Origin of the sequence: Aestuariibius sp. HNIBRBA575 (assembly GCF_040932005.1) — a bacterium.
Classification (GTDB): Bacteria; Pseudomonadota; Alphaproteobacteria; order Rhodobacterales; family Rhodobacteraceae; genus CANLNM01.
The window spans coordinates 3,168,921-3,188,326 of sequence record NZ_CP162414.1; the positions used below are offsets into that span (position 1 = coordinate 3,168,921).

General features: G+C 55.5%; 21 protein-coding genes, 1 tRNA gene and 1 riboswitch. Of the genes, 8 read left to right on the forward strand and 14 right to left on the reverse strand.

Annotation, left to right across the window (positions count from 1 at the left end):
• Positions 1–29: 29 nt before the first annotated feature.
• The 3 genes from AB1F12_RS15950 to AB1F12_RS15960 are packed head-to-tail and all read right to left on the reverse strand — an operon-like array spanning position 30 to position 2,899.
• The gene (locus AB1F12_RS15950; protein ID WP_368185363.1) at positions 30–1,058 is read right to left on the reverse strand and encodes a zinc-binding dehydrogenase; all 1,029 of its coding nucleotides are present in this window, start codon (positions 1,056–1,058) and stop codon (positions 30–32) included.
• A 2-nt stretch (positions 1,059–1,060) separates the two neighbouring features.
• Positions 1,061–1,777, reverse strand: a complete 717-nt coding sequence (locus tag AB1F12_RS15955) for an SDR family NAD(P)-dependent oxidoreductase (RefSeq protein WP_368185364.1) — start codon at positions 1,775–1,777, stop codon at positions 1,061–1,063.
• Entirely contained in the window at positions 1,778–2,899 is a 1,122-nt protein-coding gene (locus AB1F12_RS15960) for an extracellular solute-binding protein (protein WP_368185365.1), read from the reverse strand.
• Positions 2,900–3,094: 195 nt separating this feature from the next.
• Between AB1F12_RS15960 and AB1F12_RS15965 the strand changes: the two genes are divergently transcribed.
• Genes AB1F12_RS15965 through AB1F12_RS15980 form a run of 4 tightly spaced genes read left to right on the forward strand, consistent with a single transcriptional unit; the run spans position 3,095 to position 7,056 of the window.
• The gene (locus AB1F12_RS15965) at positions 3,095–3,865 is read left to right on the forward strand and encodes an enoyl-CoA hydratase/isomerase family protein (protein ID WP_368185366.1); all 771 of its coding nucleotides are present in this window, start codon (positions 3,095–3,097) and stop codon (positions 3,863–3,865) included.
• Between the two features lie 30 nt (positions 3,866–3,895).
• Positions 3,896–4,702, forward strand: a complete 807-nt coding sequence (locus AB1F12_RS15970; RefSeq protein WP_368185368.1) for an IclR family transcriptional regulator — start codon at positions 3,896–3,898, stop codon at positions 4,700–4,702.
• A 23-nt stretch (positions 4,703–4,725) separates the two neighbouring features.
• Positions 4,726–5,892 carry a CaiB/BaiF CoA transferase family protein gene (locus tag AB1F12_RS15975; RefSeq protein WP_368185369.1) on the forward strand — a complete coding sequence of 389 codons (1,167 nt, stop codon included), beginning with the start codon at positions 4,726–4,728 and terminating at the stop codon, positions 5,890–5,892.
• A 3-nt stretch (positions 5,893–5,895) separates the two neighbouring features.
• The gene (locus AB1F12_RS15980; RefSeq protein WP_368185370.1) at positions 5,896–7,056 is read left to right on the forward strand and encodes a CaiB/BaiF CoA transferase family protein; all 1,161 of its coding nucleotides are present in this window, start codon (positions 5,896–5,898) and stop codon (positions 7,054–7,056) included.
• 1 nt (position 7,057) lies between these two features.
• On the opposite strand, the gene AB1F12_RS15985 is transcribed toward AB1F12_RS15980, so the two are convergent.
• The 10 genes from AB1F12_RS15985 to AB1F12_RS16030 form a co-directional block, all read right to left on the reverse strand.
• Positions 7,058–8,047, reverse strand: coding sequence for an ABC transporter permease (locus AB1F12_RS15985; RefSeq protein WP_368185371.1), 990 nt, complete (start codon positions 8,045–8,047; stop codon positions 7,058–7,060).
• On the reverse strand, positions 8,037–9,542 hold the full coding sequence (locus AB1F12_RS15990; RefSeq protein ID WP_368185373.1) for a sugar ABC transporter ATP-binding protein: 1,506 nt from the start codon (positions 9,540–9,542) through the stop codon (positions 8,037–8,039). Before AB1F12_RS15990 ends, AB1F12_RS15985 begins: the two co-directional genes overlap by 11 nt.
• Positions 9,539–10,480 (reverse strand): ABC transporter permease, encoded by a 942-nt coding sequence (locus tag AB1F12_RS15995; protein ID WP_368185374.1) that lies wholly within the window; start codon positions 10,478–10,480, stop codon positions 9,539–9,541. The genes AB1F12_RS15990 and AB1F12_RS15995 overlap by 4 nt, the downstream gene beginning before the upstream one ends.
• Before the next feature lie 74 nt (positions 10,481–10,554).
• Positions 10,555–11,508, reverse strand: coding sequence for a sugar ABC transporter substrate-binding protein (locus AB1F12_RS16000; protein WP_368185376.1), 954 nt, complete (start codon positions 11,506–11,508; stop codon positions 10,555–10,557).
• Positions 11,509–11,771: 263 nt separating this feature from the next.
• Positions 11,772–12,272 (reverse strand): cytochrome b, encoded by a 501-nt coding sequence (locus tag AB1F12_RS16005; protein WP_368185377.1) that lies wholly within the window; start codon positions 12,270–12,272, stop codon positions 11,772–11,774.
• Positions 12,273–12,302: 30 nt separating this feature from the next.
• Positions 12,303–12,515: a hypothetical protein gene (locus tag AB1F12_RS16010; RefSeq protein ID WP_368185379.1), complete on the reverse strand. Its 213-nt coding sequence runs from the start codon at positions 12,513–12,515 to the stop codon at positions 12,303–12,305.
• Between the two features lie 78 nt (positions 12,516–12,593).
• Positions 12,594–13,877 carry an ATP-binding protein gene (locus tag AB1F12_RS16015; RefSeq protein ID WP_368185380.1) on the reverse strand — a complete coding sequence of 428 codons (1,284 nt, stop codon included), beginning with the start codon at positions 13,875–13,877 and terminating at the stop codon, positions 12,594–12,596.
• On the reverse strand, positions 13,861–14,544 hold the full coding sequence (locus AB1F12_RS16020) for a winged helix-turn-helix domain-containing protein (protein WP_368185382.1): 684 nt from the start codon (positions 14,542–14,544) through the stop codon (positions 13,861–13,863). Before AB1F12_RS16020 ends, AB1F12_RS16015 begins: the two co-directional genes overlap by 17 nt.
• An 80-nt stretch (positions 14,545–14,624) precedes the next feature.
• The gene (locus AB1F12_RS16025) at positions 14,625–14,969 is read right to left on the reverse strand and encodes a PepSY domain-containing protein (protein WP_368185383.1); all 345 of its coding nucleotides are present in this window, start codon (positions 14,967–14,969) and stop codon (positions 14,625–14,627) included.
• A 183-nt stretch (positions 14,970–15,152) separates the two neighbouring features.
• Positions 15,153–15,228: transfer RNA gene (locus tag AB1F12_RS16030), tRNA-Lys, on the reverse strand.
• A gap of 96 nt (positions 15,229–15,324) precedes the next feature.
• Here AB1F12_RS16030 and dapF point away from each other — a divergent pair.
• The 3 genes from dapF to AB1F12_RS16045 are packed head-to-tail and all read left to right on the forward strand — an operon-like array spanning position 15,325 to position 18,065.
• Positions 15,325–16,140, forward strand: coding sequence for a diaminopimelate epimerase (dapF, locus tag AB1F12_RS16035; RefSeq protein WP_368185385.1), 816 nt, complete (start codon positions 15,325–15,327; stop codon positions 16,138–16,140).
• Position 16,141: 1 nt separating this feature from the next.
• Positions 16,142–17,410, forward strand: a complete 1,269-nt coding sequence (mtaB, locus tag AB1F12_RS16040; protein WP_368185387.1) for a tRNA (N(6)-L-threonylcarbamoyladenosine(37)-C(2))-methylthiotransferase MtaB — start codon at positions 16,142–16,144, stop codon at positions 17,408–17,410.
• A 22-nt stretch (positions 17,411–17,432) separates the two neighbouring features.
• The gene (locus tag AB1F12_RS16045; protein ID WP_368185388.1) at positions 17,433–18,065 is read left to right on the forward strand and encodes a glutathione S-transferase; all 633 of its coding nucleotides are present in this window, start codon (positions 17,433–17,435) and stop codon (positions 18,063–18,065) included.
• Positions 18,066–18,077: 12 nt separating this feature from the next.
• On the opposite strand, the gene AB1F12_RS16050 is transcribed toward AB1F12_RS16045, so the two are convergent.
• Entirely contained in the window at positions 18,078–18,509 is a 432-nt protein-coding gene (locus AB1F12_RS16050; RefSeq protein ID WP_368185390.1) for a 6,7-dimethyl-8-ribityllumazine synthase, read from the reverse strand.
• A 75-nt stretch (positions 18,510–18,584) separates the two neighbouring features.
• Positions 18,585–18,730, reverse strand: a riboswitch (FMN riboswitch).
• A gap of 66 nt (positions 18,731–18,796) precedes the next feature.
• Here AB1F12_RS16050 and AB1F12_RS16055 point away from each other — a divergent pair.
• The gene (locus AB1F12_RS16055) at positions 18,797–19,399 is read left to right on the forward strand and encodes a glutathione S-transferase (protein WP_368185392.1); all 603 of its coding nucleotides are present in this window, start codon (positions 18,797–18,799) and stop codon (positions 19,397–19,399) included.
• The last annotated feature ends 7 nt before the right edge of the window (positions 19,400–19,406 follow it).

The following is a 19,406-nucleotide window of genomic DNA, read 5'->3' on the forward strand; positions in this document are numbered from 1 at the left end:
CACTCCTTTGATGGGTTCAGCATCACGGGTTAGACGTCACCTCCTAGAAGGATAATCTTTCCGAACGCCTTGCCACTGGCCATCAGTTCAAGCGCATCACCCGTCTGTTCCAACGGAAATTCCTGCGCGGTTAAAACGTCGAAATCGACCTGCCCCGCTTCGATCAATTGCACGGCTTCTTCGAATTCACGGTTGAACTGAAACGATCCAAACACTTCGATCTCTTTCAGCATGATCTGGTTCAAATTGACCTGAGCGTCGCGCAGTTGAATGTTGCTGAGGATCGATACCCGCCCCTTTGGACGCACGGCCATCAGCGCCATGTTAAAGGCCGGGATCGCGCCGCTTGCCTCAATCACCACGTCAAATTGTCGATGTAGATCGGCCTGATCAAATTCACCGATCACCAGCCCCTGTTGCGCACCTGCCAAACGCGCCACGTCGACCGCCCCTTGGCGAAGATCCGTCGCTGTCACAACAGCGCCACGCGCCGCCGCACCCGCAATCGCCAACAGCCCCATTGGGCCACATCCCGTCACCAGAACGGTCTGACCCTTTGTGACACCCCCTTTGTTCAGGGAATGCAGCGCACAGGCCATGGGTTCTGCAAATGTCAGATGGCGTGGGTCAACATGTTTGGCCACAGGTCGACAACAACGCGCCGGATGATCAATCACATCGCGGAAAAACCCATCCAGATGCGGAACAGTTGTGGCCGAACCGGGGAATTTTTTGGCGGTGCACAGGTTTTCTTCGCCGCGCAGGCATGGCGCACAGGTCTGGCAATTCATGATCGGGTTCAGCGCAACCAACTGTCCGACGTCCAGATCGCTACCATTTGAATCTGTGACATATGCGCAGGCTTCGTGCCCCAAGGTCACAGGATTTTGTAGCAAAAAACCCGCATTCGAAAATTGCGAATAGTAATGCAAATCTGTGCCACACAGGCTCGCTACGGCGAGTTTCAGGCGCACATGACCATCCGCGATGCGGGTTGATTCAGGTTGCTTTGCTGTTTGAATGGCCTGCGCGGCGGTCAGTTTGGTTTCAATCCCCATGATCAGAACCCCACCGCATATCCGCCATCAACCGGCAGGTTTACACCATTCACATAGGCCGCTTGATCCGAAGCAAGGTAAAACACCGCATTGGCGACATCTGCTGGCGTGCCAAAACGATGCCCCGGAATGCGGTTTTCGATTTTGTCACGTCGTGCCGGATCTTTGGCCAGAACGGCGCGGGTCATATCCGTGTCAATGAAACCGGGGCTAACGGCGTTGCAACGGATGCCAAACGTGGCCGCGTCCACCGCGACCGACCGGGTCAGTCCCACAACAGCCGTTTTCGCCGTCACATAAGCCGCCGCTGAAGGGAGCGCCATAATCCCCCCCATCGATGCGATATTCACAATTGCACCACCCGTGTCGCGATGCAGCGAAACATAACGACCGCATCCCGCAAACATCGCCCGGACATTCACATCCAGAACCGTGTCGAATTCATCTGGGCGCACATCCCAGATCGGTTTTTTCAAATGCACGCCGGCATTGTTGACCAGCACGCTGATCGGGCCCGCTTTGGCATATATGTCGGTCAGATAGGTTGCGTCGCGATCTGATGCGATGTCGCATTCCACGAAATGCGCCTGTGATCCCAGCGTATCAATGTCACCCCTGCTGCGTGCAACGACATAGGTTTCAAACCCCGCCTCAATGAACTTTTGACTTTGACGAAGCCCGAGGCCTTTGTTGCCTCCGGTGATGACGGCGACTGGCATTTATAATGTTCCTTTGCGGTGATGGCGATACAAGGCGTTCAACGTGTTCAAAAACGTTTCGATGGGGATGTTGCGACGAAAGAAATCCGGCATGACGGCACAGACATCGTCGACAAACCCCAGAAACCAGACGTCGCGTGGCCGGGTCCAGGCGTTGTCGATCGTGTGAAATCCATTGTCGAAAAACAAAGAAACCTCTGGGTTTTTCGCCTGTTCGATCCATGTGCGCCGATTGGCAGGTTGGCCGTTATTGGCCAAATACACCCCCGATTGCACAGATTGCGACGTGATCCATTGCGCAAAGGCGATGGATGTTTCTGGCGTGGCGGTTTTGGCTGACACCCCAATCCCCGCGCCCCCCAAAATGGCGCGTGGCACGTCAAAACCAGCGCAGATTGGCAAATCAAAGTAGCTCAGACGGTGGTCGCGAAACCCGGCCCGGGCATAATTCACATAGCCGAACAAACATGGCGAACAGGCAAATTCATCCCCTGTCGACAATGTTTCCAGAACCTTTATCGGGTTCATATCGACCTGCTCATCCGGTCCAAGATTATAGAGCGCCCGCAACACGCCCAGCGCGTAATGCCCGTTATCCGGGGTCACAAACAGATCTGGCGATCGGGGCAAATCCGCCCCTCCGCGTCCTGCGACAAGGGTCAGCATCATATCAAACGCATCAACAGGCAGCAGCGGCGTGAGTGTTCGAAACCGGGTGGCGTCCGCACCGGTCAAAGCGTCCCATGTTTTGGGCAACTCAGTCGCTAAATCCGGTCGGCACACAGCCATTTGGCACGCTGCATCCAGCGCATAGGCCCAACAGCGATCCTTCCAGATATAGCTTTCTTCGGAACCGCCCAAGGATGTGCCCCGCCCCGGTTCATAGGGCAACGGCAACAGCGCACCTGTTTCTGCGATCTGCCCCACATGCGGGTGATCCAAAACGATGAAATCATATGTTTCAGCCAATTCGACGATCGGCGCATCAGCAAAGGCCTGAAGCGACCGTTTATCCCAGTCGATCTGAACCCCAGTTTGCGCGCCATACGCCTGAGACGCTGCAACCACACAATCGTAGCCGCGCGGATGGTCCCACGTCATGCCTTTTAACGTCGCAGCCACAATTCGCTCCTCCTTTGTCGGCTCTTTATGGCGCGGCGCAATCTTCATTTGCAAGTATAAAAATAATTTTGAATTATGAAAATGCCGTGCTACTGAGATAAAGACAGCCAAAAAAGCCGTCGCAACCGCAGGGATCAAACGCCTCTGTTGAGGGTTTGAAAAACCGGGGAAACGGCAATTGCAAAGGAAAAACCCGTGGGAAAATCAGACGCTATGTCGGACAATGTTGATGGCACAGAAAGCGGGATCGTCTGGATCGAACAATCCGGACCTATTGCAGAGCTCATCCTTGATCGCCCGAGCAAACATAACGCCCTGACCCCATCAATGTATCGCGACATTGCGCGTTGCTGTGCGCAGATCAACGGGGATGATAGCATCCATGTTGTCATAATCCGGGGCGCTGGCGATCGCGCCTTTTGTGCGGGATCAGACGTCAAGGCGCTGACGGGTTACGCGGATTTCTGGGCCTGGCGCAACCGAGAGGATTATATCCCCCCTATCCTGTCACTGCGAAAACCCGCCATCGCCGCCGTAAAGGGATGGGCGCTTGGGGGTGGGCTTGAAATTGCGCTGGCCTGCGATTTGCGTGTTGTTGCCAAATCTGCCGTATTTAGCGCCCCCGAAGTTGCACTGGGTTGGAACGGCGCGGGCGGTGCTGCGCAACATTTGACCCGGATGTGTGGATACGGTCAGGCGATGCGGTTGCTATTGACCGGTGAACGGTTTGATGCAACCGAGGCAGACCGCATTGGAATGGTGGAATATCTGGTCGAAGATGGCGCCGAATTGACCACAGCCAGACAAATCGCCCAGACCATCGCAACGCATTCCTCCGTGGCTACCCAAGCCGTAAAAGCTGCGGTACGATCCGCGCTGGATGTGACTGTTGCGCAAGGCTTAAAATATGAAAACGAACTTATGTCGTTGTGTTTTGCCAAAGTCGAACAAGGCAAAGACCGCTAAGCGCGGCTGAGACATAGGATACGTTAGGTTATGCCCAAGAAACCCGATACCAGCGAAACGGCCAAAAGCGGGAAATCCGCCGTCCCTTCGGTTGAAAAGGCGTTCGACATTATCGAATTGCTGGCCGGCGTCGAAGATGGCCTGACGATGAATGAAATGGTCGAATCGCTTGGTCGGACGATGGGTGAAATTTACCGGATTGTCATCTATCTGACCGAACGCGGTTTTCTGACCCAAAGTGCACAAACCGGGAAATATGCGATGACGCTCAAATTGTTTGAGCTGTCCCACCGTCATGATCCCACAGAGCGTCTTATTTCACACGCGGTTCCCATCCTCGAAAGCATCGCATCCACCACAGAACAATCCTGTCATCTGGGTGTCCTAAATCGTGACAATATCTTGGTACTGACATCCGCCCCCAGCCCGCGCCCTGCGGGTTACGCCGTGCGCGCGGGCGCCCTGTTTCCAATTGAACGCACCAGTTCCGGTCACGTGATCCTAGCATTTTCGCCCCAACAGGAACGGGATGCTTATATTGGTCGGCTGCCCAAATCTACACAGGCTGAAACGGCGAAACGCCTTGAAATTATTCGTGAAAACGGGTTCGAAGACACGCCCAGCACGATGATTTCCGGTGTACGTAACCTGTGTGTTCCCGTCTTTGATATCCGTGGGATCGCTGCGGCCATCACCACCGGTTTCATTGCGCAAAATGATCCCATCGCAACCGCAGATGAAACTCTGATCGCGCTTAAAACCGCCGCTGGGACCCTGTCCGAAAACCTGGGTTTTCGCGTCTCAGAGAGCAAATTTTTATCCGCACTCACCCCTTAAAATCAGCCAGAAAAGAAGCCCCCATGCCTGAAACCGCCTCTCCTCTTCCGCTCAGCGGTCTTCGCGTCTTAGACTTTGCCCAGTTTCTGGCAGGGCCCGTTGCCGCCCTGCGTCTGTCCGATCTGGGTGCCGAGGTTATTAAGATTGAGCGCCCTCAGGGGGGCGATTTGTGCCGGTCGATGGTGGTAAATGACCAAAAACTCGACGGGGACAGTCTTGTTTTTCATACGTTCAACCGCGGTAAGAAAAGCGTCGCGGCAGATTTGAAACAACCCGCCGATCTGGAAAAGATACGATCGCTGATCGCAACGGCGGATGTCATGATCCACAATTTTCGCCCCGGCGTGATGGACCGCATCGGGCTGGACTACGACACTGTGCACGCGCTCAATCCGCGGCTGGTTTACGGGGCGGTGTCGGGCTATGGCACCACAGGTCCGTGGCGCGACAAACCGGGGCAGGATTTGCTGGTTCAATCGTTATCGGGGATTGCGTGGCTCAGCGGGAATGCCAATGACGGTCCAGTGCCGACCGGGTTTGCGATGCTGGATGTCGCGACCGCCGGGAATTTGGTGCAGGGCATTCTGGCCTGTTTGGTCCGGCGTGGGATTACGGGCACGGGCGGGCTGGTTGAGGTGGATTTGTTGTCATCCGCCATTGATGTGACTTTCGAACAATTCACCTGTTTCCTGAACGACAATCACACCCAACCCCGACGTCATGAAATCGGCAATGCCAATCCGTATCAGCCCGCGCCATATGGATTATACCAAGCGTCCGATGGCTGGTTTGCCTTTGCCATGACCCCGCTGACCAAGGTTGCGCAATTGCTGGATGCGCCGGAAATTGGGGCGTTCACTCAGGCCGAGGCGTTTTCGCGGCTGGACGACATCAAGGCGATAATCGCCCGAATTTGCAGCCAGAAACCTGTGCAACATTGGCTGGATATTCTGGAACCTGCGGGCGTTTGGTGCGCGCCGGTTCTTGATTGGCCCGCCTTCGTCAAAACCGACGGGTTTACCGCTCTCGATCCCCTTCAAACCATCCGAACCCCCAGCGGAGCAGAGGCGCAAACGACGCGTTGCCCGATCCTGTTGGATGGCCAAGCGTTGCGCAATGACGCCCCGGCCCCAACGCTTGGTGCGGATACGGCTGCAGTTTTCAACAGCCTGACCCCAACGCGCGCATAGACGATGTTCTGGCCCCTCGAAGGATTGCTTGTTGTTGATTTCAGTCAGTTTCTGGCTGGCCCTTACGCCGCGCTTCGACTGCAGGATATGGGCGCGCGCGTCATCAAAGTCGAAAACCCGACGGGCGGCGATCTTTGCCGGTATCATTATTTGTCAGACACGCGGATTGGCACGGATTCGACACTGTTTCATGCGATCAACCGGGGCAAAGAAAGCGTATCGATTGATTTGAAAACACCCGCTGGACTGGCCTCTGCAAAACAGCTGATCGCCAAAGCGGACGTTGTTATTCAAAATTTTCGACCCAATGTTATGGAACGTCTGGGGCTGGGCTATCAGGCGGTGCGCCAGATAAAACCCGATGTGATTTACGCCTCGATCACCGGTTACGGCTCTGATGGGGATTGGGCCGATCTGCCCGGTCAGGACCTGTTGGCTCAGGCAAGATCCGGCATCATGTGGCTCAGCGGAAATGCCGGTGCAGGGCCGGTTCCGGTTGGGCTTCCGATTGCGGATATCAGCACCGGTGCCAATCTGGCGATGGGAGTGTTGGGGGCATTGTTTCGCCACGCCCGCACCGGCCAAGGCGCGCTGGTCGAAACCAGTTTGCTGGAATCGCTCACCGATATGCAGTTTGAACTGCTCACCACCTATTTAAACAATGCGGGCAATCTGCCGCCTCGGTTGCAACATGGGTCCGCACATCGGTATCTCGGCGCGCCTTATGGGGTTTTCGAAACCAAACAGGGCTATCTTGCGCTGGCAATGACCCGGCTGGATCATTTGGCGGACGCGCTGAACGTCCCACAAATTGCTGCGTTGGCAACGACCGATGATGCCAGCTTTGCCAATCGTGATGCCATTCACACCCTCGTCGCGCAGCGGTTGAAAACCCAGAATGCGACTGATTTGGAAACCACATTGACCCAAGCCGGGCTGTGGTGTGCCAAAGTGCTGACTTGGGATGACATGCTGGCCAATGGGTCCTTTCAAGCGTTGAATATGTTGCAATCAATCCATCCGGCACACATGACAGCATCCACGCCAACCCAGCTGGTCAGAGCGCCCTTTCGAATGGATGGGCACCGGCCAGCGATCAACGCAATTGGGCCAACATTGGATGAAAATGGCGCGCATATCCGCCGCGAATTTGACGTCAAATAGATCAGCGAGACATCAGGCTGGCCCTGTGCGCCTCAAGCGATGCGCGTTGTCGCACAGCGGAATAGCGATCAATTGCAACCGCAGCCAACAAAACAGATCCGCGCACGATGTCATAAATATATGGCGAAGCGTTCATCAGGTTCAGGCCATTGTCGATCAGGACCAGAAAAATCGCCCCAATCACTGATCCGACCACAGTCCCTGACCCGCCGGTTAATTTGGTGCCGCCCAGGATCACAGCCGCAATGACGGTAAATTCGATCCCGATGCCGATGCCCGATTGTAGCCCGCCGACCCGCGCCAACAGGATAAGCCCGGCAATCCCAGTGACAAAACCACTAAAGGCATAGATCGCGATTGTGACCCGGCCAACAGGCAGATTGGTTTCTTTGGCAGAGCGTTCCGAATTGCCGATTGCGCGGGCATAAACCCCCAACCGGGTCCGGCTGAGAACATAAATCCCAAGTATGACAACCACAGCAAGGATCAAGATCGGAACCGGAATGCCCCAAATCCGACCATTCCCCAGAAACCCCATTTCGCGCGGCACGGGGATGTTCTGTGCCCCGGTCAAATGGATCGCAGCCCCGCGATAGATCGAATAGGTGGCCAATGTTGTAATCAGGGGCGACACGGCAAACCGGATGACCAATATCCCGTTTAGCGCCCCCAAGGACGTAGCACAGATCATCGTGACGCCAAACGCCAACAGATAGCTTTCGGTGCTGATCATCAGCTGGGCAAACAATGCCGATGTCACAAACAAGATCGCCCCAACAGAAATGTCGATGCCAGCCGTCAGAATGATAAACGTCATCCCGACCGCCATGATTGATGTCACACTGGCCTGCACCAAAATGGCCTGAAAATTGGAAAACGTCAGAAACACGGGCGACACAACCGACAAAACCCCACCCAAAACGATGGTTGCCAGCGCAATTGCGACCCATTTTTGTCGCGAGATTAAGTCGCGTAAGTTATCAAACTGCATCGCTCGCCTCTTCTTTTGAACTGGCTGCCAGTGAAATGATTTTGACTGAATCATAATGTTCACGAGCAAATTCGCCGACAATCCGCCCTTTGCGCATCACCGCCATCCGATGCGTAATATGAAGCAGCTCTGGCAAATCCGACGATACGATCACGATGGTTTTTCCGGCTTTCGCCAGATCTGCAATGGCTTCGTGGATGTCGAATTTTGCACCGATATCAACACCTTTGGTGGGTTCGTCGAATATCAATATCTCTGGCAACGTCGCCAACCAGCGACCCAGCATAACCTTTTGCTGATTGCCCCCGGACAGGTCACTGACGTTGTTTTCAATATGAGGGATGGCGATATTCATATCCGCCACAACATCCTGCGCATTCACGCGTTCCCCCCGAAACCCAAAGCCGCGAATTTTGCGTTTCACAAATTTCACGATCGATGCGGCTGACAGATTTTCGCGCACAGGTCGGTTCAAAAACAGGCCGTTTGTGCGCCTGTCTTCGGTCACATAGCACAGGCCGCGCGCCATCATATCCGTGACGTTTCGGGGCACGTCTTCTCCGTTTATCCGCACCTGCCCAGTGGCAGGCCGTAGTCCGAATATTGCCTCGGCGACTTCGGTTCGCCCAGCGCCCATCAGCCCCGCGATCCCCAGAATTTCGCCTTTGTGCACGGTGATGTTGATGTCATTGAAATCCGGTGATGACAGGCCGCGCACCTCTAAGGCGGGGGATTGCGTCGGATCGCCCAAATCCACTCTGGCATCTTCTAGGGTGCGGCCAACCATCATCTCTTCGAGCGCGCGCTGGCTTACGTCAGCCAGACGACCCTGCCCCACTTGCTGGCCATCGCGCAGCACAACAAAGCTGTCACACACCCGATAGATTTCTTCCATGAAATGGGAAATGAAAACAATCGCCAGCCCGCCTGCTTTCAACTTGTCGATAATGGCGAACAGTTTTTCGCGCTCAATCGCTGTCAATGATGTGGTGGGTTCATCAAGGATCAGCACTTTGTTGGCATGTAGCAACGCTTTGGCGATTTCGACGATCTGTTGTTTGCCCGCGCCCAAGGTTTCGATCAATGCGCGTGGGTCAATTTCGATCCCCAAAAACTCGATCTGTTTACGCGCTGTTTGTTCGGCCTTGTCCCAATCGATCCGCGCGGCGGATCCGGGCAAATTTGAGATGCTGATATTTTCCGACACGCTCAGCGAGCCAAATAACGACAATTCCTGATGCACGGCGGAAATTCCGTGATCCGCGCCGACCACTTTGGTGACACTGTTGCCCTCGACCAGAATTTCGCCGCTTGTTGGGGTCAACAGGCCGCATAACATGTTTTTGGTCGTTGATTTTCCCGCGCCATTTTCCCCCACCAATGCCAGTGCTTCGCCGGGGAACAGATCAAAGGTCACGTTTGAAACAACGGTTTTGCTGGCAAACGCTTTGCTGAGGTCGCGCACAGAAACGACGGGTTTGCGGATATCTGTCATGCTGTTCTCCGGGCGCCAAATCGGGTGGCCATCCAAGTGCCAAGAAAGATCAGAATGCCCTGAATGATCAGCTGATCATAAAATGGGATGCCCAGCAGGTTCAGCCCATTGGTCAAAATCGCAAGGATCCCAACCCCCAAAACGGTCCGGCCAACCGACCCTTCGCCGCCAGCCATGCCCGTTCCTCCGAGGACAACTGCGCCGATGATGATCAGCAACAACGTATCCCCGACACCCGGGATCGCATTGCCGAGATTGGCGATAGAAATAAACCCGGCGATTCCACCCATCGCCCCGGAAAACAGGTAAACGCTAAACGTCACGCGGCGCACGTTGATCCCGCTAAACCGCGCGGCTTCGGCGTTTGATCCCACCAGCATCACATGGCGCCCCCACGTCGTGCGCGCCATCGCCACCAGGGCAATCGCCACAACGCCCAAGGCAATCACCGTCAATGCCGGAATGCCAAACCAAACCATAAAGCCGAAATCCAGCATCCAATAGGGCGTGCCTTTGACGGCGATTCCCGCGCTCATCACAAAGGCGACGCCGCGCGCAATCAGCTGCGTGGCCATGGTGGTGATAAAAGGCGTCAGTTGGAAAAACCCGATCAATATGCCGTTTAGCGCCCCAAACAACATCCCAACAACCACCGCCGTTATCGCGCCCAGCGCCACATTCCCCGTGGCCCCCATCACCAGCCCTGACAAAACGGCACTGGCGCTGATCACGGTTGAGATCGACAAATCAATGCCCCCTGCCAGAAACACAACGGTCATGCCGACGGCTGCGATCAACACCACCGCATTTGCGCCCAGCATTGCCTCGATATTGCCTGCAGATGCGAAATACGGCGACAAAAGCGAAAACCCGACGGCCAGCACACAGATGATCACCATTGCTGGATAAGTTCTAAGAAGGGTCATCATGGACGTCATTCTTGTGATCTCCGGTGGTAGAACGGTTACGCGCCCCATAAACAGGGGCGCGATTTTGGCTTATTCAGCGTGCTTTATTTAGGCGCGCCCCAGATTTTATCAGCGTTGGCCTCTGCGTCGGCAGCGGAATAAATGTTCCCGCCAACATAGTTAGTCCGCTCTACGGTTTCGCCTGCCAGAATACGTGACACCAGATCAACCGCCATACGGCCTGTTGCCTCTGTGCCCATAACGACAAACGCATCCGCAGTGCCCGACAGAACCGCATCATAACCATCACGTGAACCGTTCACGCCGGTGATGACAACATGGCCTTCTTCGCCTGTTGGAACCAAACGCCCCAGATCCGTCAGGACCGTTTCAACAGCCGGGATATGTGTATCCGTGGCGGCAAAAACAGCAGCGATGTCAGGGGTTGCCTGAAACGCGTTTTGGGTCCCTGACAAGGCACGATCAGACGCCCAGTCGGTCGGCACTTCGATGATGTTCACATTTTCCAGTTTCGCGATGCCTTCGCGGAACCCAAGCGAACGGTCGATGCCATTTTGGTCGTTCAAAGCGCCGATAAGCTCAACAATGTTGATTTGGCCTTCGTAGCCGGCCAATGCCTCGGCTGTGTATTCACCGGCAAGCCGCCCATCAATCAGCGAATCCGGCCCAACAAAGGATTGCACAACCGCGCTATCTGGCAAATCCCGGTCATAGGCGACCACGGGAATGTCAGCACGTTTTGCCGCAATCAAGGCGCGTTCGATGGTGTTTTGATCAACCGCACAAACAAGGATAGCATCGACGCCTTGCGCGATAAGCGATTGAATTTGCGCGTTTTGTTGCTGCGCATCCCCGTCCGCGACAACCTCAATCACGGTGTATCCGCGATCTTCGGATTCTGCGTGGATCCCGTTATTGACGGCGACGCGGCTTTCAAACAGCTGATCAACAGACAAACCAATCGTAAAGTCATCTGCCGCCACTTGAGTGACCGAAACGACAGCGGCAGCGGCGACTGCACCTAGTAATTTTTTCATTCGAATTTCCTCCAAATTCTACCCGGCTGATAGCCAAGTTGCCTCCCATAGGCTATTTTGGTCCGTCCAAACACGATTGATCATTGGTTTCACATAAGCAAGCTATTTTTGCATTTGCAATTGCAGTCCCAATGTGAAAACGCGATTTTGGCGAATTTCAGGACCGGTCTACGGATGTTTTTGGGCCGATCCGGGGGATTGGTTGGTCAAACCAAAAGCCGCCAAGTTCGGATTGGCGGCTTTCAATCTTGGATGGGTCAGGCCTATATTGGCAGCTTGCCTGTCATGCTTTCTAGCACACCGTCACGGCGCACAACTTTGTGCCATAACGCCCCAGCGATATGTGCCAACAATAACAGCGGCAACAGCGATAACGCCCCTTCGTGTAGCCCTAACATCGCAGTCATAAACAGCCCGCCCAATGCCGGAATGGAATAGCCGAGCGCAATTCCCAAACCCGACAAAACGATCCCAAACACCGATGCGTACAGGCCCATATGCACCGCGCGCGATGCCAGATGTTCCCAGCGCGGCGCGGCATCAGGCAGGCGCGTCGATCCGGCAAGCGTTTTGGTCCAGACCAATCGCAGCGCAAACAACAGCCCGACCAGCACAGCATAGCCCACTTCTAGTTGTAGAACGCCGGGATCACCAAGCTGGCGCACATTGTCCAACCCTTTGACATAGCCGTAACCAATCAGGCCAGCCGACATCCAATGAATGGATTTGGTGACAAATCCGTGCGACTTCGCGATAGCATTCATCTTTGCATCCTTTCTGGCTTTCAGCGCGACCTAGGCAACTGAGGGCGCTGCTTCGTCCTTTGACGCGGCAGGTTGGATCATCTGCGCAAACGGGGCCGCCAGAAACGTAAGCCCAACCATGAACAAGGCAAACAACGCCAACACGCCAATAACAGACAGCCCCAGCAATGCCATCACCGCCCCAATTGCGAACAGCGCCATGTTGGACAGGATGGTTGCGGATTTGGTGATGATTGCGTTCATTTTGGTATCTCCAATGTCATCTTTTGTTTCGATACATTGTAGATAGGGTCCGGGTTTTACGTCGTGCTGACGGGCACCTTACAAATCTGCAAAGTTCAGTGTCACGCGCAGTCCGCTGGGACTGTTTTGCGACAATTTCAGAGTGGCGCCATGTCGATCCGCCACCGCCCGCACAAGAGCAAGCCCAAGACCCGAACCATCCGTGGTACGGGATGTTTCTAGGCGGACCATGGGTTTGATAATCTCTTTGAATTGGGTGGGATCCACCCCCGGCCCATTATCCGAAACACTCAAAACATGCCCGTGAACCAACAGCGTGATCTGATCCCCGCCATGAACCAACGCATTCTGGATCAGATTCGCCATCGCCTGAACCAGCATTTGACGATCCGCCTGAACCTGCGCGGGCGTGGTCACGTCAATCTGCAATTGCTTGTTTTCATCTTCGACCACCGGGCCGAATATTTCCATCAGCTCTTGGGCGAGATCATCCAAAGCAACCGTTTTAAACCCATCATTGCCCTGCGCCGCTTCGATCCGGGCGACGCGCATTATCGTGTCGAAAATCCCAGACAATCGTGTGGCCTCTTCTAGGGCGGCACCACGACCATCCCCGGGTGGCAACATTTCCAACTGTGCGCGCAAACGTGCCAAAGGCGTGCGCAAATCATGGGCGATGCTCGCACTTAGATGGCGGGTCTGCGACACAAGGCGTTCCAATTCGGCAGCCGTTAAATCCAACTGACGCGCCACGTCATCCAGATCATCCTTTGATCGCTGATGGCCCGTGCGCGCCGTTAAATCCCCGGCCGCCAATCGTCCCAGTGTTTCGTTGATCCGCACGACCCGGCGCTGCGCCACAATCCCGGCCGCAAACCCGATAACAAGCGTCAGCGCGATCACAAGCCCGGCGGTTGTCCACAAAATACTGGCAAGCAGTTCCCGCGCCTGATCGCTTTCTTCTAGGGGGATGGCGACCATAACGGGAACGTCGTTGCTGTCATGCGCGACCAGCACACGCCAGACATCAGACCGAAACAAATTGCGGTCTAGGTCAATTGTGCCACCACCGCGCGCCACAGCCCGCGCAAAGGGCATCGGCAATCCGCGCAAATTATCCAGCGGTCGCAGGATCATCGAAGGGGTATCGCCCTGCGCGTCCTCTAGGACAGCGGCCCTGGCGAGCGCGGTTAAGGTGGCATCAACCCGCCGCTCAATCGCATTCTGGCCGAGGGTCAGCGCCACAAAGATCGCCACCACAAACCCAACCGCGCTGATGGATGACAACAGCAATGACAGCCGTAACATCGACGACCGGCGCAGCCATTTAATGCGATCCCACAGCCTATTGACCAAAGACATATCCTTCACCACGTCGCGTGCGCAAAAGTGCGGTTTCAAAAGGTTTATCAATTTTGGTCCGCAACCGGCTGATATGGGTTTCAACGACACTGGTTGTGGGATCAAAGCTCATGTCCCAAACCTGTTCCAACAGCATCGTTCGTGTGACCAGCCGACCGGGGCGACGCATGAAATATTCCAGCAATTTGAATTCTTTGGCCATCAGATCGATCCCTTGACCCTGCCGTTCACAGCGCCGGGACAACAGATCAAGGCTCAGGTCCCCATGACGCAGAACCGTCTGTGCTGCTTCTTCAGATTCGCCCCCATCCCGACGCCGTCCCAGCGCGCTCACACGGGCAGAAAGCTCCACAAAGGCGAACGGCTTGGTCAGGTAATCGTCCCCGCCCGCGTCAAATCCCTCCACTCTTGCATCGACCTCGGCGAGAGCCGTCAAAAACAATGCGGGCGTCACGTTTTTAGAGGCGCGCAGGGATTTCAGCACCGCCAACCCATCCAATCCCGGCACCATTCGGTCCAGGATCAACAGATCAAACTCTTGGCCCATGGCCGCCATCAACGCGTCTTTGCCATCCTCAAAATGATCGACAACATGGCCTTCTTCGCGCAGGCCACCTGCGATCCAAGGGCCCAATTGTTTGTCATCTTCCAGCAGCAAAATCCGCATGCGAAATCCCGAAATTTAGGTCACAGAAAGGCCGCCGTGACCGGCAGCCCCCTTTGGTATGGGTCGATGGTTTTTGATGTTTACGCCTCGTCCGCGTCATCATCATCGTCGTGGCTATCGCCATCATCACACCCTTCCCCCTCTAGCGCGACCTTTAGAACATCGCCTGTCTCAGCGGCGATCTCAACCTCCATTTCCGCGCCATCCGCGGTCAGGATTTCGATTTCATAGACCTGTGTACCGCGATGGGTTTCCAGCTCCACCTCTTGGACTTCGCCGGGGATTTCCTGCAACGCAATCGCGATGACCTGTTCCTCGGTCAACCCAGTAGCGATCGCCGCGGACTGCGCCGACACCATTCCAGCGACCCCCCCTGCGAAAACCAATCCAGACAGCGCGCCGCCGATGATCATGTGCTTGTTCATGTTTTTCTCCGTTCCTGAAAATGCAAAGGCGTTTTGCCCTGCGATGAAACAGAAATAGGGGGCCTATCTTACAGGTGCGCTGCAGCTAACTTACAATTTCGTAAGGTAGCAGACACAACCACCAAATCGGCCAAACGCCCGCAATCTGCATTGCGACGACAACGGGATATGAAAAAGGTAAAGTGGTGAGCCGTGATGGGTTCGAACCATCGACCTACTGATTAAAAGTCAGTTGCTCTACCAACTGAGCTAACGGCCCACTTTAGGTGGCCCTTCTATGAATGCCGCCCCGCAGCGTCAACCAGAAAAATGCTTTCTCTGGAAGTTTTTATTTCGGCACTATATATGCCCCCTTATGCAGGAAAAACGTATAGACGGCCTGCCCTTCATGAAGATGCATGGGCTGGGGAATGATTTTGTAGTGGTTGATGAACGGCAAGGGCCCAGCGCGCTGACCGAAGATATCGTTGTGGCCATTGCGGATCGGCATCGGGGAATCGGTTTTGACCAATTGGCCGTGCTGCAATCAACAAACGAGGCCGACGTTCATCTAGTGTTTTACAACGCCGATGGGTCAACATCTGGGGCCTGTGGCAACGCGACCCGCTGTATTGCCCGCCATTTGATCGATGAAACCGGCAAAACCGACCTGATTCTGACCACCGAACGCGGCACATTATATGCGCGCGATGCTGGCAACGGGCTGACGTCGGTGAATATGGGTCATCCTCAGCTGTTATGGAACGAAGTGCCGCTGGCATCGGAAATGGACACGTTAAGCCTGCCGATTGAGGGGGCACCGACCGCCACTGGCATGGGCAATCCGCATTGTACGTTTTTTGTCGATGACGTTGATTCGATTGATCTGGCCGCTCAGGGTGCCTTGATCGAACATCACCCTCTTTATCCTGAACGGACCAACGTGCAGTTTGCCCATGTGATCGGCCCGGATCATCTGCGGATGCGGGTCTGGGAACGGGGCGTTGGGGTGACGCTTGCCTCGGGATCGTCGTCCTGTGCGACCACGGTGGCGGCTGCGCGGCGTGGCATTACGGGGCGCAAGGTCACCATTGAACTGGATGGCGGGACTATTCAGATTGATTGGCGCGATGATGGTGTCTGGATGACGGGGCCCACCGCCCATGTGGCCGACGGCATCTGGAGGCTGTGACATGAGCGCGCCCAAATTCACCGCCCCCAAATTCACCACGCAGGGCTGTCGCCTGAACGCCTATGAAACCGAAGCGATGAAGGAACTGGCAACCCAAGCCGGCCTGAGCAACGCCATGGTGATCAACACCTGCGCCGTCACCGCCGAAGCCGTGCGCAAAGCCAAACAGGAAATCCGCAAACTGCGCCGTGAAAACCCGGATGCCCCGCTGATCGTCACCGGTTGTGCGGCGCAAACCGAACCCGAAACATTTGCCAATATGGCCGAAGTGACCCGCGTCATCGGCAATACCGAAAAAATGCAGCCGGAAACTTGGGCCAATATGGTGCCAAATCTGATCGGTGACACGGAAAAGGTCGCCGTGGACGACATCATGTCCGTTACCGAAACGGCAGGGCATTTGATCGATGGGTTTGGCACCCGCAGTCGCGCCTATGTGCAGGTGCAAAATGGCTGTGATCACCGCTGCACGTTTTGCATCATTCCCTATGGTCGCGGCAATTCGCGGTCGGTCCCTGCCGGTGTGGTTGTGGATCAGATCAAACGCCTCGTGGATCGCGGCTATAACGAAGTGGTGCTGACCGGCGTTGATCTGACGTCGTGGGGGGCGGACCTGCCTGCGCAGCCCAAACTGGGCGATCTGGTGATGCGCATCCTGAAACTGGTGCCTGACCTGCCACGCCTGCGCATTTCATCGATTGATTCCATTGAGGTCGACGAAAACCTGATGATGGCCATCGCAACCGAACCGCGATTGATGCCGCATCTGCATCTCAGCCTGCAGCATGGCGACAACCTGATCCTGAAACGGATGAAACGTCGCCATTCGCGCGACGATGCCATCGCGTTTACCCAACAGGCGTTGAAACTGCGCCCGGACATGACCTTTGGCGCGGATATCATCGCTGGTTTTCCCACGGAAACCGACGCTGCCTTTGAAAATTCGTTGAAACTGGTGGATGATTGCAACCTGACATGGCTGCATGTGTTTCCCTATTCAATCCGCCAAGGCACGCCCGCCGCGCGCATGCCACAGGTCAACGGCAAAGACATCAAAACCCGCGCCGCCCAGCTGCGGGCCGCTGGGGATACCCGCGTTCAGACCCACCTGACGGGGCAGACCGGAAAAACCCATCACATCCTGCTGGAAAATCCACGTATGGGACGCACCGAACAATTTGCCGAAGTGATCTTTGACACTGACCAACCCGAAAGTCAGATCATCACCGCGCAAATCACCGGCACCCGAGGAACACAGCTTACGGCTTAGGCTTTTGGTGGTATAAATAGTCATGACCCAACCCATCCTCTATTCCTTTCGTCGCTGCCCCTATGCCATGCGCGCACGTCTGGCGATTGCCAGCGCGCAGGTATCAGTTGAGCTGCGTGAAATCGTTTTGCGCGACAAACCCGATGCGTTTTTGGCGGTTTCGCCCTCTGGCACCGTGCCCAGTCTGGCGGCACAGCCCGAAAACATCGATGAAAGTTTTGACATCATGCGATGGGCGCTGAACCAGAACGATCCAGAAAACCTGCTGGATATGCCGGCTTCGGGTTTGGACTTGATCACGCAGGCCGATGGCCCATTCAAAGACGCGCTGGATTACACCAAATATGCCTCTCGTCATCCGGACAAAGATTCAGAGACGGAACGCGCCACCGCCATGGCGTTTCTGGCGCAGCTCAACGATCAATTGGACGGGCAGGACTATCTGTTTGGCACCGCACCGCGACTGGCTGACTTGGCCATTCTGCCATTTGTGCGGCAATTTGCGATGATCGACAAAGCCCGCTTTGACGCAGAGGCAGGTCCACACCTGTCCCGTTGGCTAGAGGCATTTCTGGCCAGTGACCGACTGGCATCAATCATGCAGAAATACCCAGCTTGGAAAGAGGGCGACGAAATCACCCTCTTTCCGGCTTGAATCTGGCTTAGATCACGCCAATGCCGCGCGTGTCTGGGTGATTTTCAGCGCAGCCTGCCCGGCTTCGCGGCCCTTTTCGACAAAATGCGCACGATAGATCGCGTTGTGATGGTCGGTTTCCTGATAGTGATGCGGCGTCAGGGACACGGACAAAATCGGCACGCCCGTATCCAGCCCCACACGCATCAGCCCATCGACCACGGCCTGCGCGACAAAATCATGACGGTAAATCCCGCCATCCACCACAAAGGCAGCCGCAGCGATCGCCGCGTATTTACCGGTCTTGGCCAATTCCTGCGCCAATAGCGGCATTTCAAATGCGCCGGGTACGTCAAACACATCAATCTGATCGGCGGGAATGATGTCGCAAAACCCATCATAGGCGCGATCAACGATATCGGAATGCCAATGTGCCTTAACAAAGGCATAGCGGGTGTGTGTCATTCTTTTCTCCTTTAGCAACTGACACGTCACCCAAGGCGATAACGAACAACATGGTCTGCCCAAGGGCATCCAGTTATACGGTCTCTTCCATCCGGACTTTCACCGTCGGCTCCGGCATCGCACCGGATCTGCTGACCATCGGGGTTGCCGATGCGCTCGCGGGCTCGTGGTGTGATCCACATACCGCCGGTGGGGAATTGCACCCCGCCCTGAGAACATCCCTGACTTGCCAATCTTCGCCTTGATGCGCAAGCTCTATCCCACCAACCTGATCGAAAGGCCAATTGATGAAACTGATCATGTCCCCCGCCAGCCCCTTTGCCCGCAAACCCCGCATTGTGCTGCGCGAAACGGGTCAGTTGGATCAAACCCAAGAGGTTCTGGTTCACACCACGCCCTTTGACACCGCAGATGAGGTGGCCGCCGCAAACCCGCTGGGCAAAATCCCGGCGCTGGTACGCAATGATGGCCCGACATTGTATGACAGCCGCGTTATCTGTCGGTTCCTGAACGATCGCGCGCAGGCATCGCTGTATCCCGCGACGCGCATTTGGGAAATGTTGACATTAGAAGCCACCGCCGATGGCCTGATGGAGGCCGCCGTGTCCATGACCTATGAGGCCCGCTTCAAAGGCACAAAAGGCGCGTCCGGGGATTGGATCGACACGCAGTGGGCCAAAATTGACCGCACGCTGGACACCATCGAATCGCAATGGATGAGCCACCTAGAAGGCCCGCTGAATATCGGCCAGATCGGCATGGCCAGTGCGCTGGCTTATGTGGATTTCCGGCATGATTCCCGCAAATGGCGCGCACAGCACCCGGTTTTGGCCGCATGGGAGGCAGAATTTGCAAAAAGACCGGCCATGGTGGACACCAAGCCGGCCTAAATACGCG